The organism is Runella sp. R5_40 (assembly GCF_057652295.1).
Genome location: NZ_JBYFCH010000002.1, coordinates 500,373 through 515,557, shown reverse-complemented (window position 1 = coordinate 515,557; position 15,185 = coordinate 500,373). Strand labels below are relative to the sequence as shown.

The window sequence follows — 15,185 nt, the reverse complement described above, 5'->3', positions numbered from 1 at the left end:
CATTATAACTACGAAAAAATGGGCTTTCGCTCTTCGCTTAGTAAGCCACTGGCTCGGTATATTGCTAACCAGCAACAAGGGTGGATGTACAATGCACCCGCCGCTCAAGACAAATGGCGTCAGCGCCTGATTGGTCAAGCCAAACATACGGTGTTCGGACGAGACCACTTTTTTAAGGATATATATTCGTACGAAGATTTTAAACAAGCCGTCCCTGTTCGGGATTATGAAGACCTGAAAGGGTATATCCAACAAGTTATCGATGGCCAAGACGACGTCTTGTGGCCTGCCAAGCCTATTTATTTTGCCAAAACATCGGGTACTACTTCTGGTACTAAATACATCCCTATTAGTAAAGACTCTATCTCCAATCACATTGATTCGGCCCGCAATGCCCTTTTGAATTACATTCACGAAACAGGCAAAGCAGAGTTTTTAGACCAAAAACTTATCTTCTTGTCGGGTAGTCCCGTTTTAGATACCAAAGGAAGCGTGCCCACGGGTCGTTTGTCGGGTATCTCCAACCATCACGTGCCCGCGTACCTACGCACCAATCAAATGCCTACCTACGAAACCAATTGTATTGAGGAGTGGGAAGAAAAACTAGAGCGCATCATCGACGAAACGATTCATCAACCGATGTCGCTTATCTCGGGCATTCCACCTTGGGTGCAGATGTATTTTGATCGTATCATTGCGCGTACGGGCAAACCCATCAAGGATGTTTTCCCTGACTTTCAATTGTTTGTTTATGGTGGGGTAAATTTTGAACCGTATCGTGCCAAATTATTTGACTCGATTGGCAAAAAAATTGATTCGATTGAAATGTACCCTGCTTCGGAGGGTTTTATTGCCTACCAAGATTCCCAAGATTCTGAAGGCTTGTTGTTGTTGGCCGATACGGGTATTTTCTACGAGTTTATTCCTGCCGACGAGTTTTTCAACGAAAACCCCACTCGCTTGACCCTCGAACAAGTGGAAGTGGGTAAAAACTACGCCCTGATTATCAACAACAATGCGGGGTTGTGGGGGTATTCGATTGGCGATACCGTGAAATTTGTGTCTAAAGACCCGTATCGTTTGCTGGTGACTGGGCGCATCAAACACTTTATTTCGGCCTTTGGCGAGCACGTCATTGGCGAAGAGGTGGAGAAGGCACTTCAATACGCGATGCAGCGCCATCCCGAAACCGAAGTCGTAGAATTTACCGTGGCTCCGATGGTGACTCCTTCAGAAGGGTTGCCTTATCACGAGTGGCTCATTGAATTTGCAACACTCCCTAAGAACATGGAGCAGTTTGCCAAAGATATTGACGAACGTTTGGCAAAATTAAACGTCTATTACGATGATTTGATTTCGGGAAGTATTTTACGCCCGCTCAAGATTACCTCTCTTCCCAAAAATGCGTTCATTGACTACATGCGTTCGCAGGGAAAATTAGGTGGGCAAAACAAAGTCCCTCGTTTGGCAAATGACCGAAAAATAGCCGATGCTTTGGCCAAATAACCAATAAAAGCCCCAAAGGCTAGAAGAAAGGTTGCTGTAAAAAGGCGACCTTTTTTTGTTGATTTTTGCTCGTAAAAACGGCTAAGAATTAGGCACGGTTTTTGATTCCTTTGTGATAAAACGTAGAGTGATTTTTTGCAACTACCTGATAATCTACCGATAAATATTTGGGTAATTGTACAATTTTTTACTAACTTTACGTTAACAAAGCAAAATCAGCTATGGAAAAGCGGCGTCCTGTGACTTTTTTAAGGCTATACGTCGCAATGTTTAACTAACCAAAATTTGTTTTGAAAAGGAAACAATGTCTTATTCTTTCAACACTTCTGTTGTACACAGTAGGAGCGCAAGCCGAGGGCTTTAACGAATCTACTTGTATCCGTTTTTGTGACGAACCATTGCCAGTTTACGAAAAGCAGGTACTTACTTATTTTCAATCTGCGTTGATGCATACAGCTAGTATGCCCCTGCACGAGATAAAACCTCGCGCGCAGAAATTCTTTCGGGTAATTGATCCCATTCTCAAGCAGTACCAAGTCCCTTCAGATTTTAAATACCTGTGTGTCGTTGAAAGCGCGCTTGAAGCAAAGGCGGTTTCGCACCGAGGTGCTTATGGGTATTGGCAATTTATGCCACAAACAGCCCGTGCGATGGGTTTAGTCATCAACGGAAACGTCGATGAGCGGGAAGATTTAGTGAAATCTACACACGCCGCTTGTCAGTATTTTGTCAACCTCTACCACGAACTTGGGTCGTGGTCGATGGTAGCTGCTGCTTATAACGCAGGGCCTACCAAAGTAAGAAAATACCTGGGTCGGCACGGTAAAACGGGGTACTACAAACTTCGTATCAGTGCCGAGAACCGTAAGTATCTCTACCGCGTTTTAGCGGCAAAAGAGCTCTTTACGCGCCCAGAGGTATATGCACCCGTGATTCTGGAAGAGGTTTCGCTCGTTAAGTTTATGAAGCAGTTTGGCTTGGCTTTGGGCTTGGTCGCGCCACCGAAAATTAAGGTAAAACCAAATGCCGCCAACGAATTGCAGCTTGCGGAAGTTGTGACTTCGCTCAATGAAGCGCTGGTCACAGGCTTTGAAGAGCTAATCCCACTTTCGTTCAAACGAACAGGGGTATTTCATTTTCCTTATAATGAGGAAAAAGCAGACCTCGAATTGGCACAAAATTCGGAAAAGCATCAGCGCTACATTTGGTGGCGTGCCATCCGCTTAAACTACCGCCGTCGCAACGACCTCAAAGCGTTGTTGGCCGAGTCGCGTAGCCTAGATTTAAGCATTGCTTCGCCTTTAGCGGCTTAGTAGCCTTTCTAGTAGTACAAACAAAAGCGGCGATTTTCATCAGAAAATCGCCGCTTTTGTTGTAAGTAGCAAAGCAAAAGTTAATTACGCTTGTTTTGCCACTTGGATATTGAAGTGAAGTTTCACTTCGTCGCTTACTACCACACCACCTGCTTCGGTTACTGCTCCCCAGTTCAAACCAAAATCTTTACGGTTGATTTTTCCTGTAAGTTCAAAACCAGCTTTGGTATTTCCGTAAAAATCAACCATTTGACCACCGTAGTTAACGGCAAGGCTGATAGATTTTGTTACACCTCTAAGGGTCAAATCTCCCGTAAGTGTAAATTCGTCATCACCTTTTTGAACAAATGACGTAGAAGCAAACGAAAGGGTAGGGAAGTTTTCGGCATCAAAGAAATCGGCGCTTTTTAAGTGCCCATCGCGCTGCTCCATGTTGGTATCAATGCTGTTTACGTCGGCTGTAAATTGGATGCTCGCCCCGTCGAAGCTGTCGCCTTCAGTTTGAACTGAACCTTCAAATGATTTGAAGCTACCTGTTACAGTTGAAATCACAAGGTGCTTTACTTTAAACTGTACTTCTGAGTGTGTTGGGTCGATTACCCATGTTGAAGTTGCCATTGCTTTATTGTCTTAATTGAGTTATATCAAAATTGATGATGCAAATATATATGTATATACATATAATGTCAATACATTTTACGAAAAATATTTTTTACAACATAAAAAAACCGCCTTAGGCGTGCCTAAAGCGGTTTTTTAGAAAATAAAATTTGATTAAGCCATTTCAGTAACGCCCATGATGGGCACTTCTTTCGGCTCGTTGTGTCGAATATAGGTTTTAAAGAAGCTGCGAATTTTAAGATAAAGAACCCCTAAAACTGCTTCCTTAAAAATCTTAGTGGACATTTTGGAGACTCCCTTGGTACGGTCCGTGAAAATAATCGGTACTTCCGTAATTTGGTATCCGTATTTCCACGTATTAAACTTCATTTCAATCTGGAAAGCATAACCTACAAACTTGATGTCGTCGAGGCCAATGCCTTGAAGCACTTCGCGTTTGTAGCAAATAAAACCCGCCGTAGGATCCATGATTTGCATACCCGTCACAAAACGCACATACACGCCCGCAAAGTAGGACATCAGAACCCGCCCCATTGGCCAGTTGACCACGTTGACACCCTTGATGTAACGCGAACCAATCGCCATGTCGCTACCTCCTTCGGAACAGGCTTGGTAAAGGCGTTCCAAATCGGCAGGGTTGTGCGAGAAATCAGCATCCATTTCAAACAAATAGCGGTATCCTTCCCGAATCGCCCATTTGAAACCGTGGATGTAGGCCGTGCCCAGCCCTTGTTTACCTTTTCGTTCCAAAATATGCAAGCGACCAGTAAATTCGTTTTGAAGCTCTTTTACTTTGAGCGCAGTGCCGTCGGGTGAGCCATCATCCACAATCAGGATGTCAAAAGGCTGCGAAAGACCCATCACACGGCGAATAATCGCTTCAATGTTCTCAATCTCGTTGTACGTCGGAATCACTACCACACACTCTTTCATAGCTTTAGCGGGTTTGGGGATAATAACTGCTCTAATACAAAAACGATTCCAAACTATGATAAGTATGTGACAAAATCGTTAAAAAGAGTTAATTTTTATAGGTTAGTGCAAGGGGTTGCTCCCAACCCCTTGAGTTTTGCGGGCAAAGTGCTTATAAACTAGAATATTCCTTTACGGTTTCGATAAAGCAACGCACTTTATCGGGGTCGGTATCAGGATAAACGCCATGTCCTAAGTTGGCGATGTAGTGTTGTGTTCCAAAGGTATCAATCATCTTGCGTACCTCTTTGCGAATTTGGTCGTAAGGAGCGTACAAAACGCAGGGGTCGAGATTGCCTTGGAGGGTTTTGTTGGGAATAAGCACGCGCGACTCAGCAGCGTCCATGTTCCAATCCAACCCTACTACCGAACAGCTCAATTGTCCAATTTCTTGGCGGGCAAAAAATGCGCCTTTGGCAAAGACTGTCACGGGAGCTTCGGTAACGGCATCGCAGATTTGTTTGATGTAAGGCAACGAATACTCGCGGTATTGTTCTGGAGAAAGAATTCCCGCCCATGAATCAAAAATCTGCACCAAATTAGCGCCTACGGCAATTTGCGCTTTTAAATACGCAATGGTGCTGTCAGTGATTTTTTGAAGCAACTTATGTGAAAACTCAGGGTCAGCATAAAGGGCTTTTTTGGCGACTGAAAACGTCTTTGACCCACGGCCTTCAACCATGTAGCAAAAAATAGTGAAAGGAGCACCTGCAAAGCCAATGAGTGGTACGCGGCCGTTGAGGTCACGCTTCACGATTTTGATGGCTTCCAACACATAGCCTAAGTCTGTTTCAGGGTCGGCAATACGCAAGGCGTCGATATCGGCCGTCGTTTTGACAACGTTCGGAAATACGGGGCCGCGTTTTTCTTCCATTTCATACGGCAATCCCATGGCCTCGGGCACTACGAGAATGTCAGAAAAAATGATGGCAGCATCTACGCCCAACAAATCAACGGGCTGGATGGTCACTTCGGCGGCTAGCTCGGGCGTGGTGGCCAATTGGATAAAACTTCCTGCTTTCTCGCGCACAGCACGGTACTCGGCTAAAATTCGACCCGCTTGACGCATCATCCAAACAGGTACACGTTCGGTTTTTTCTCCGCGTGCAGCACGCAGAAACAAGTCATTTTGTAGTAATTCCATACTGCAAATGTACGAAGAAGCGGGCAGTTGAGATGGGGGTAGGGGTAGAAATATGTGTTTGATAAAAAAGCCGCCAGCGGGTTTGACTCCGATTGGCGGCTAGGGGTTTATAGAGAAAGGTTACGATGTTATTCCGTCGAGGGAAAGGTGCCCATTATAAAAACGTAAATCAATCAAATCGGGCGGGAGCGTTTTGGTGTTCCAATGGCGATGAATGCTCAACGCTGCCCCCAACGAAGTAGCTTGTGCTACCGATGCCGCAAATACCTCCAGGTCAGGAAATGCCCCCGCCAAAAGATTCATATAAATGGGGTTTTTGGAAAAACCACCGTCCACAAAAATCCGCTTAACGGTTGAGCCTCTTAACACTAACTCCGTCGAAATTATTTGCTGACCGACAATGTCCAAAATCAACTGGTGGTACGCCTGCTCGTACGACTCAAAAGCTGACAAATCTCTTTTTCCAAACAACCCTTCCGTCATCGGAGGTTTTGAAAGGCTTTCAAAATCGATGCCTTCGGTTTTTTTCTCCGTTTTAAGTTGGTGAATGATGGCCGCATCAAACGCCACTTTTTTGTAGAAATCAAGGTCTTTGTCGAAATGAGCCGCCAATCGCTTGGTTTGCTGTTCGTGCTCGTAGCCCGCAAACAAGCGCGATGCCTTCACAGGCTTGCCGTTGTACTGCATGTAGCACAAGCAATCGTATTGGAGTTCCTCGGCAGTAAGCGGCGTATGATTGTAAGGATTGAGGCTAATGCACCACGTTCCCGTTGAAATCAATACAAAGGGCTCTAAAAAACTCACCAAGTACGGAATTAGCGCCGAAGAACTGTCGTGCAACCCGACGCCCACAATGCGCTCTTGCTCATTAAGCACGTGAGTTGAAACTACGTCTGCGGATTGAATGGGCGCAAGTTTATCCCCAATTTGCTCTTGTGACACCCACGCGTGGTAAGCGTTCGTATCAAAGTCCCAGAGGTTGGTATGGCAACCAATGCTCGTAATATCGGAAGCAAATTGCCCCGAAATCAACGAACTGACGTATTGGGGTAAGTGCAGTGAGTACTTTATTTTTTCAAACAACGCAGGGTTTTCATGCTTCAGGCGATAAATAATCATACCCGAATTGAGGCTTCCTAAAATAGGAGAGGCCGTTTTGCGAGAAAATTCCTGTTCGCCGCCGTAGGTATCATAAAATTGCTTTTTGAGTGCCTCGGGGTACGGTTTTAGGTAGTTGTACAAAGGGGCAACGGGTTTGCCATCCTCTCCTACGTGAACAAAACTTGCCCCGTAGGTGGAGAAATTAATGGCTTTGACGTCGTATTCTTCGAGCGATAACACTTCTTGGAGTGATTGAATCACCCAATCGGTCAAGAGGTCAACGTTTTCGCAGGGGTCGCCGTCTTCGTCGGTTGTTTCGGGAAATTGCCCCGATTTTTCCAAAACAATGCGGTAGTTTTCGTCAAAGAGAAATACTTTTTTGTTGGTTTTACCAATGTCCAATACGGCACAAACAGGAGTTTTCATTTTACAAGCCAGTCGCTACAGTTTTAAGACCACGTTCGGCGATGAGGTTTTCGCGCACTTTTAAGTGACGGAAAAGTCCCAATGGATTCAATGCCCCGCCCGCACGAAGACGAGCTTCGGCCACGATGGCACGAACGTCAGTACGGAACGCATTTTGGAGAATTTCTTGGCAACGAACCACATCGCTGATGGCTTGGGCTTCTTCGAGTGCCTTTCTATCGACCGAAAGTGCCTGGGCATACGCCATCATAATGCCTTCGACCGACTGAAGCAAATCTTCAAGCGGGTCTTTGACGTTGTGCGAAGCATCAATCATCCAGCCCAAATCAGTGGCGTGATTTAACCCACGGGCATCCATACCGTCCACCAATTCGTTGAAAATAAGGAACAATTGATACGGTTTCATGGCACCTGCCGTGAGGTCGTCGTCGCCGTATTTAGAGTCATTGAAGTGGAAACCACCAAGTTTTTCTTCCATCAACAAAAGCGCAACGATTTGCTCAATGTTGGCATTAGGTAAGTGGTGTCCTAAGTCAACGAGCGTATAGGCGCGGTCTCCGAGTTTTTGTACGTACGAATACGACTGCCCCCAGTCGCCCACGGTCGTCGAATAGAAGTTAGGTTCATAGGCTTTGTATTCCAAGAACATCTTCCAGTTATCAGGCATGGCCGCATAAATCTCGTGGAGGCTTTCGAGGGTATTTTGGTAAGCTCTACGGAAATTGAGTTGTCCAGGAAAACACGAGCCATCCGAAAGCCAAACGGTCAACGATTCCGAACCAAGCTCGATACCGTGCTTAATCACTTCAATGTTATGTTCAATGGCTTGTTTACGAACGCCTTTGTCAACGTTTTGCAACGAACCAAATTTATAGCTTAACGCTTGGTCGGCTTGGTCTTGGAAGGTATTGGAGTTAACGGCGTCAAATTTCAAGCCGTGTTGTGCTGCCAGCGCTTTAATCGCTTTGGCATCTTTTGGAATATCCCAAGGGATGTGAAGGGAAATCGCGCCCGATGCTTGATTCAAGGCGTGTAATAAACCTACGTCTTCGATTTTTTCTTCAAGGCTACGAGGTTCGCCACCGCCCGCAAAACGGCCAAAGCGCGTTCCGCCCGTTCCAAGTGCCCACGAAGGAATGGCGATTTGAAAATCAACCAATTTTTGGATGATGGCTTCAGCGTTTTCAATTTCTGAAACAGCAAAGCTCAAACGGCGTTGATGCCCCGTAAGTAGGTCATCGTTATGCTGTTGTATTTTATACTTTTCGAGTTGCATGGTAAGAATTGGGATGAAGAAGTTTAAAAAATAGGTTATAGTGATAAAATCTAACGCCTGAATTCAGGCGTTAGATTCGAGTATTAAACTAACCTATGATGAAAAAACAATCTTTTTTAGCGAACAAACGCCATGGCTACTCCGCCATCTACGTTCAAAACGTTACCCGTTGACTTGCTGAGTAAACCTCCTACGAAGGCGAAACACGCATTGGCGATATCGTCGGGAAGGATGGCTTCGTTGAGAAGCGTACGTTTGGCGTAGTACGCAGGAAGTTCTTCGATGGTGATGCCGTACGCTTTGGCGCGTCCTGCTGCCCAGCCACCTGCCCAAATGTTCGAGTCAGCGATAACAGCGTCGGGGTTAACCGTATTGACACGGATTTTATCTCCGCCCAATTCGGCTGCATTCAGGCGGCTCAAGTGCAATTGTGCCGCTTTGGCCGAGCCGTATCCTGCGTTGTTTGGTCCAGAAACAAGGGCATTTTTACTCACAATATTGATGATATCGCCCCCAAAACCTTGCTTGCGCATCACTTCTACCCCCGCTTGCGTCACAAGGAACTGTCCTTTGACGAGGATGTCGTACAAGCGATCCCAATCTTGAAGGGTATGGTCTTGGATGGGTTTTGAAATACTGATACCTGCGTTGTTGACGATGATGTCAACCCCGCCAAACGCAAGCGCTGCGGCATCCATCGCATCCACGATGCTGGCGGCGTCGGTTACGTTAAGGAGCGTAGTCGATACAGAATCTCTGCCAAATTTCTTGACAAATTCGTCTTTCGCTCCCGCAAGGCGCTCTTCGTTGATGTCATTGAGAACCACAACGGCACCTTCTTCGGCAAATTTTTTGGCGATAGCTTTACCAATACCGCCCGCGCTACCTGTTACCAACGCTACGCGTCCTGATAAAGCTTTGGGCTTTGGCATCCGTTGAAGTTTGGCTTCTTCCAACAACCAATATTCAATATTAAAAGCTTCTTGGCGAGGCAAGGCCGTATATTCTGAAACGGCTTCGGCACCTTTCATTACATTGACGGCATTGATGTAGTACTCAGAGGCCAAACGAGCCGTTGTTTTATCTTTTGAGAAGGTAAACATCCCCACGCCTGGGTACAAAATCACGACGGGGTTAGGGTCGCGCATGGCAGGGCTATTAGGGTGTTTGCAAGCTTCGTAATAGTCGGAGTACATCACACGGTAAGCTTCAAACGCAGGTGTTAACTTAGCTTTGATAGCCGCTACGTCCGATAGGTCTTCGTCGGGAGCAAGTTCAAGCACCAACGGAGAGATTTTTGTGCGGAGGAAGTGGTCGGGGCAAGAAGTTCCGAGGGGAGCCAATTTGTCCAAATCGTTTGAGTTTACAAACTCCAATACGCGCGCATCGTCGGTAAAATGCCCCACCATCGTGCGGTACGACGAGCAGAAACCACGCAAAATAGGCGCTAATTTTGACGCTTGTTTTGTACGTGCTTCTACAGGAAGGCTCTCGATTTTGGGTCCTCCAAATACGGGACGAGTCTTACCGTAATTTGCTTCTAAGTATTCGGCACATTTTTCGATTACTTCGAGGGTATTGAGGTAGCTTTCGTAGGCAGTGTCTCCCCACGTAAACAAACCGTGTGAGCCAAGCATGATACCACGCAATTTGATACCGCGAGAAGCAGCCTCTTCCAAACAAGCGCGGAGCTGAAGGCCAAGCTCAAACCCTGGGCGTTGCCAACCTACCCAACCTACTTCACCACCAAACAGTTCTTCGGTGATTTTCTTCCCGTCTTTGGCCGCGGCAATGGCAATGGCTGCATCTGGGTGAAGGTGGTCGATGTGCGCAAAGGGTAAAAATCCGTGGAGAGGAGTATCAATAGATGGTGCTTTTGAGGCGAGATCAAAGATACAGTGGTTGAACAATTCTACCATTTCATCTTCAAACTCCACACCACGATAAACGTTTTCGAGGTTTCGTAAGCGCTCCATATACAATGCCGCGCATCCTGATTTTTTGAGCGTACCAATGTCTCCGCCTGAGCCTTTTATCCACATTACTTCGACATCTTTGCCCGTAAGTGGGTCTTTATCCGTAATTTTAACGGACGTGTTACCGCCTCCGTAGTTAGTCAAACGAAGATCGGCGCCCAGAATGTTGGAACGATAAATAAAAAGAGCTACTTCGTCGCCCGCGAGTTCGGCGGCTTTGGCTTCGTCCCAAAGATAGCTCACATGTTTGAATTGCGTGGTAGTCGCTGACATGGTGTTTTGTGCGATTATGAATAGTATAGTACCTGTTCTGAGATTGATAGTACAAATTTAGGTGACGTTTCTTGGGATAGTGTCATGTACCTTCATGGACTATTTTTATATTTTCTTATCTTTTATTTTTACGACCATGAAAGCAATGATAGTTACCCAAACTGGAGGACCTGAGGTTTTGTCTTTAGAAGACCGTTCTGTCCCTATTTCTACTGGTACAAAGGTGCTTATCCGCGTTTATGCGGCGGGCATAAATCGTGCCGATATTTTGATGCGTCAAGGTCGTTACGGGATTTCGTCGCAACCGCCTACCGAGCCGCTGGGGCTTGAAGTTGCGGGAATCATCGCCGAAATTGGCGAAAATGTGTCGCGTTGGAAAGTGGGCGATAAGGTGTGTGCGCTCATTAAAAATGGCGGATATGCCGAGTACGCCTTGGCCGAAGCAGACCATTGTTTGCCTGTTCCAACGGGTATGTCGTTTGAAAAAGCTGCCTGTTTGCCCGAAACGACAATGACGGTTTGGAGCAATGTGTTTCAACGAATGCACTTAAAAACTGGCGAAAATTTTTTGGTACACGGAGGCACGAGTGGCATTGGTGTCACGGCGATTCAGTTGGCAAAGGCGTTTGGCGTGCAAGCGTTTGCGACAGCGGGCAGCGACCAAAAATGCCGTTTCTGCGAAGAACTTGGCGCCGTTCGTTGTGTCAATTATAAAACGCAGGATTTTCTGGGGGAACTAAAACCCTACGGAATGGACGTGATTTTGGACTACGTTGGAGGAGATTATACCGCAAAAAATATCCGTCTGCTGCGCACCGATGGCCGTTTGGGTTTTATCGCGAGTTTAGGCGGGGCGCAATCTCAGTTCAATATTTTGGAAGTAATGAGCAAGCGAATCACGATTACGGGAAGTATGCTTGCCCCGCGCGACGATGCGTTTAAGGCGCAGTTGGCCGCCGAGGTAGAAAAACACGTATGGCCGTTGATAGAAGCAGGTACGTTTGAACCTATTTTGTATAAAACGTTTCCGTTAGAAGAAGCGGCTGAGGCGCATCGCCTGATGGAAAGCAGCGAGCATATTGGGAAGATTGTGCTGCGTGTGGACTAAGAAAGTCAGGGCGTTGGTATCGGTCGGGTTGTGAGCAACCCTCAGCACAAAGCGTGGGTCGGGTTGCTTACAACCCGACCCATATTTTGTATAATAAAGTGAAAGTTTTCGTGTACTTGTAAAAGTGTAATTGACTGGCTTTGAACGGATAACAATTAACTTGCGCTTTAGCACTTAAACTCCTTCAAACTGACGCAAGAAACGAACGTCGTTTTCAGAATAAAGACGAAGGTCGCGAACGCCGTAACGGAGCTGGGCAATGCGCTCAACGCCCATTCCAAACGCAAAACCTGTGTACTCTTCGGGGTCGATGCCGCAGTTGGCCAACACGTTCGGGTCAACCATGCCACTTCCCGCAATTTCTACCCAACCTGTCCCTTTTGAAAGGCGATACGTTTCTTCGGTATCGGTTCCTAACCAAATGTCGATTTCGGCGCTAGGTTCGGTAAAAGGAAAAAACGAAGGACGCAGACGAATCTTCACGTCTTTGTCGAACATCTCTTTGGAGAAATGATAGAGGGTATCTTTTAAGTCTTTGAAACTTACGTTTTTGTCAATGTAAAGCCCTTCTACTTGGTGAAAGAAGCAGTGAGCGCGGGCGGAAATGGCTTCGTTGCGATATACCCGCCCAGGCATAATGGCGCGAATAGGCGGCTTTTGGCGCTCCATCATCCGAATTTGTACGTTGGACGTGTGCGTACGCAACAGCATATCTTGGGTAGGGTCTTCGGCGTTTTTGGCCACAAAAAACGTATCCTGCATTTCGCGCGCAGGGTGATTTTCGGGAAAATTCAACGCGGTGAAGTTGTACCAGTCTGACTCGATTTCGGGGCCGTCGGCTACGCTAAAGCCCATGCGCTCAAAAATCTCGATGATTTTGGCGCGCGCCAACGTCAGCGGGTGAATGCTGCCTAATTGGTTTGAAGCAACGGGCAGGGTCAAATCAATGGCTGGACCCGCATTGCCACCGTCGTTAGACTCGAATTCTGCTTGAATGGCCGTAAAACGGTCAGTAGCAAAGTTTTTGAGGGCATTCAGTTCTTGCCCTACTGCACGACGGGCTTCTTTTGGGATGTCTTTGAGTCCTTCAAACAAGGCTTCGACCGCCCCTTTCCGACCTACAAATCGCTGGCGGTATTGTTCTAACTGCTCTTTGGTAGCAACTTCAAACTGCTCAATTTCTTGATATATCTCTTTGACGCGTTCTGTTAGCATGAGGGTGATTGGTGACTTTAATAGCTGCAAAGTTAAACATTCTTCCCTATTTATTGCTACCTGATACTTTGCCCGCCTTTTGGGGAATACCAGGCTGGGTGATTTCAAAATTCTCCTCTTTTTTAGCGTCAGCCACAATTTTACGAACGTCGGCCAAAAGCTTTTTGGCGTCATAAACAATACCATCTTTGACGGTATATTTTACGCCACCCGCACGAACCACCTCGTTTTTGTCGTTCAGACGAATCGCGCCTGTGCCGTAAAGGACTTTCAAATTGGCCAGCGGATTTTCTTCGGTAATGACAAAGTCGGCCAATTTCCCAACTTCAACCGAGCCAATTTCTTTGGCCATTCCCAATGCTTCCGCCCCTTTGATGGTGGCGGCCCGAACGACTTCCATCGGGTGGAAACCTGCTTCGCGCAGCAACTCCAACTCGCGGATGTATGCAAAACCGTACAGTTGGTAAATAAAGCCCGAATCAGAACCCGTCGTGACGCGGCCACCTCGGTTTTTGTATTCGTTGATAAACGCCATCCACAACCGATAGTTTTCTTTCCACGCTACTTCTTGTTCCGTGCCCCAATTGTGCCAATACGACCCGTGCGAAATTCGGCTTGGGCCATAAAACCGCCAAAGCGACGGCAGGGTATATTCGTCGTGCCACTCGGCGCGGCGGGCGAGCATCAGTTCGCGGTTGGCTTCGTAGATGTTGAAGGTAGGGTCGAGGGTGAAATCTAGTTTCAACAATTCTTCCATTACGTAGTTCCAACGTTCTGAACCTGGTTTGGCGGCTTGCTTCCACAATTTTCCTGCTTCTTCAAAACGATTTTGCTCGTTGTTGTAATTATAGTCGGAAGGATAATTTTGGACGGTTTTGTCGTCAAAAAGGGCTTCGGGTAGCCCGTACCAGTGCTCCATGCTGGTCAGCCCCGCTTTGGCGGTCGCCAGTACGTTCATGCGTGCTACTTCGGTTTGGGCGTGGTGGCAGGCCGAGCCAAGGCCGAGCTTTTTGTTTTCTTCCAATGCCGCCTTGAATACATCGGGTTCGGCTCCAAAAAACTTGATACCATCGGCACCCTTCTGGGCGTTTTGACGTACCCATTCGCGGGCTTGTTCGGGGGTCGTGATGAAATCTTTCGCGCCTTGTCCAAACACCGTGTAAGCCTTGATACGAGGCGCGGTAATCAAGTTTTTGTTGCTTTTTTCTTTTTGGTCAAGTACCCAGTCGAGTCCATTCCCGCACGACGGGTCGCGGACGGTAGTGACACCGTGGGCCATCCAAAGTTTAAAAACATACTCGGCGTTGGCACCTTGCTGCACGCCACCGATGTGTCCGTGCATATCCACAAACCCAGGCATGAGGTACATGCCACGGCAGTTCAGTTCTTTGTCGGTGGAGGTTGCTTTGATGCCGTCTTGGGCGGGCATACCAGGGTAGCCTGCTTGGCGAATTTGGGCAATTCGGTTGTTCTCAACCAAAATATCCATGGGGCCGATTGGAGGCGAACCTGTGCTATTGATGATGGTCACACCCCGAATAATAAGGCGTTTGTGAGGGCCATCGCCTTCGGCGCGGTTGGGCGCTTTTTGGACTTGAGCCAATAGCCCAAACACCTGAAAGCAAAGAAGTGAGGTTAGGAGAAGTTTACTTTTCATGTAGTGTTCAAAAAGGTTGATGAGTAAAAGTCAAATGTACAGAATTGAAGACCGAATAGCGAGTAATCCATTGGCGAATTTTTGAATGACACAAAAAAAGAGCGAGGACCGCATCCTCGCTCTTTTTTTGTGAAAATCTGACTTATACTTCGTCGATTTCTACTTCTTCTTCTACCTCGGTGCCGCTTTGGGCATCTTTGATGGTTTTATTTTCTACCTCTTGGCGTTTCGATTTGAACTTCTTGATTTGGCTTTTGAGGGCTTCCAACGCAAGGTCGGTAGCTTCTTCAAATGACTTGCCTTTTTCTTTGACAAATAGCTCACCGCTAGGTACTTTAATTTTTACTTCTAGGATTTTATCTTTGACTTTACTGCTTTCGCTTTTATCTAATCGGAGATACACTTCTCCTCCTGTTATTCGGTCATAGAACGTTTCGAGTTTTTCAAGTTTTTTCTGAATGAATTCGAGCAGTTTTGGATCTGCGTCGAAGTGGATAGCGTGCATTTGCAGTCTCATAATTTTACGCTTTAAGTTTAACAATCATTTGCAACCGCATTCGTGGATTTGAAAAGGGTAAAAAATAGCGGTCTGTCACA

The 15,185-nt window shown here is 46.7% G+C and carries 12 protein-coding genes; 3 read left to right on the top strand and 9 right to left on the bottom strand.

Annotated elements, in window-relative coordinates; genetic code table 11:
* Positions 1-18 precede the first annotated feature (18 nt).
* Positions 19-1,506 (top strand): GH3 auxin-responsive promoter family protein, encoded by a 1,488-nt coding sequence (locus AC23N5_RS06940; RefSeq protein WP_183974419.1) that lies wholly within the window; start codon positions 19-21, stop codon positions 1,504-1,506.
* Positions 1,507-1,796: 290 nt separating this feature from the next.
* A complete protein-coding gene (locus AC23N5_RS06935; RefSeq protein ID WP_487754984.1) occupies positions 1,797-2,819 on the top strand; it encodes a lytic transglycosylase domain-containing protein in 1,023 nt (340 codons plus the stop codon).
* 84 nt (positions 2,820-2,903) lie between these two features.
* Here AC23N5_RS06935 and AC23N5_RS06930 read toward each other — a convergent pair whose 3' ends face one another.
* The 6 genes from AC23N5_RS06930 to AC23N5_RS06905 form a co-directional block, all read right to left on the bottom strand.
* Complete coding sequence (locus AC23N5_RS06930; RefSeq protein WP_122933394.1) at positions 2,904-3,437, bottom strand: YceI family protein; 534 nt, start codon at positions 3,435-3,437, stop codon at positions 2,904-2,906.
* A gap of 156 nt (positions 3,438-3,593) precedes the next feature.
* Positions 3,594-4,373 carry a polyprenol monophosphomannose synthase gene (locus AC23N5_RS06925; protein ID WP_183974417.1) on the bottom strand — a complete coding sequence of 260 codons (780 nt, stop codon included), beginning with the start codon at positions 4,371-4,373 and terminating at the stop codon, positions 3,594-3,596.
* Between the two features lie 151 nt (positions 4,374-4,524).
* On the bottom strand, positions 4,525-5,556 hold the full coding sequence (gene hemE, locus AC23N5_RS06920; RefSeq protein WP_487754983.1) for a uroporphyrinogen decarboxylase: 1,032 nt from the start codon (positions 5,554-5,556) through the stop codon (positions 4,525-4,527).
* Between the two features lie 120 nt (positions 5,557-5,676).
* The gene (locus AC23N5_RS06915; protein WP_487754982.1) at positions 5,677-7,083 is read right to left on the bottom strand and encodes an FGGY-family carbohydrate kinase; all 1,407 of its coding nucleotides are present in this window, start codon (positions 7,081-7,083) and stop codon (positions 5,677-5,679) included.
* A gap of 1 nt (position 7,084) precedes the next feature.
* Complete coding sequence (locus AC23N5_RS06910) at positions 7,085-8,359, bottom strand: sugar isomerase (protein WP_183974411.1); 1,275 nt, start codon at positions 8,357-8,359, stop codon at positions 7,085-7,087.
* Positions 8,360-8,475: 116 nt separating this feature from the next.
* Positions 8,476-10,608: a bifunctional aldolase/short-chain dehydrogenase gene (locus tag AC23N5_RS06905; RefSeq protein ID WP_487754981.1), complete on the bottom strand. Its 2,133-nt coding sequence runs from the start codon at positions 10,606-10,608 to the stop codon at positions 8,476-8,478.
* A gap of 136 nt (positions 10,609-10,744) precedes the next feature.
* On the opposite strand from AC23N5_RS06905, the gene AC23N5_RS06900 reads away from it, so the two are divergent.
* Entirely contained in the window at positions 10,745-11,716 is a 972-nt protein-coding gene (locus AC23N5_RS06900; protein ID WP_487754980.1) for an NAD(P)H-quinone oxidoreductase, read from the top strand.
* Positions 11,717-11,890: 174 nt separating this feature from the next.
* Here AC23N5_RS06900 and pheS read toward each other — a convergent pair whose 3' ends face one another.
* From pheS to hpf, 3 genes are all read right to left on the bottom strand, one after another.
* Positions 11,891-12,931, bottom strand: coding sequence for a phenylalanine--tRNA ligase subunit alpha (pheS, locus tag AC23N5_RS06895; RefSeq protein WP_028524824.1), 1,041 nt, complete (start codon positions 12,929-12,931; stop codon positions 11,891-11,893).
* Positions 12,932-12,977: 46 nt separating this feature from the next.
* Complete coding sequence (locus AC23N5_RS06890; RefSeq protein ID WP_487754979.1) at positions 12,978-14,588, bottom strand: amidohydrolase family protein; 1,611 nt, start codon at positions 14,586-14,588, stop codon at positions 12,978-12,980.
* Positions 14,589-14,730: 142 nt separating this feature from the next.
* A complete protein-coding gene (hpf, locus tag AC23N5_RS06885; protein WP_183974397.1) occupies positions 14,731-15,105 on the bottom strand; it encodes a ribosome hibernation-promoting factor, HPF/YfiA family in 375 nt (124 codons plus the stop codon).
* Between the last annotated feature and the right edge of the window lie 80 nt (positions 15,106-15,185).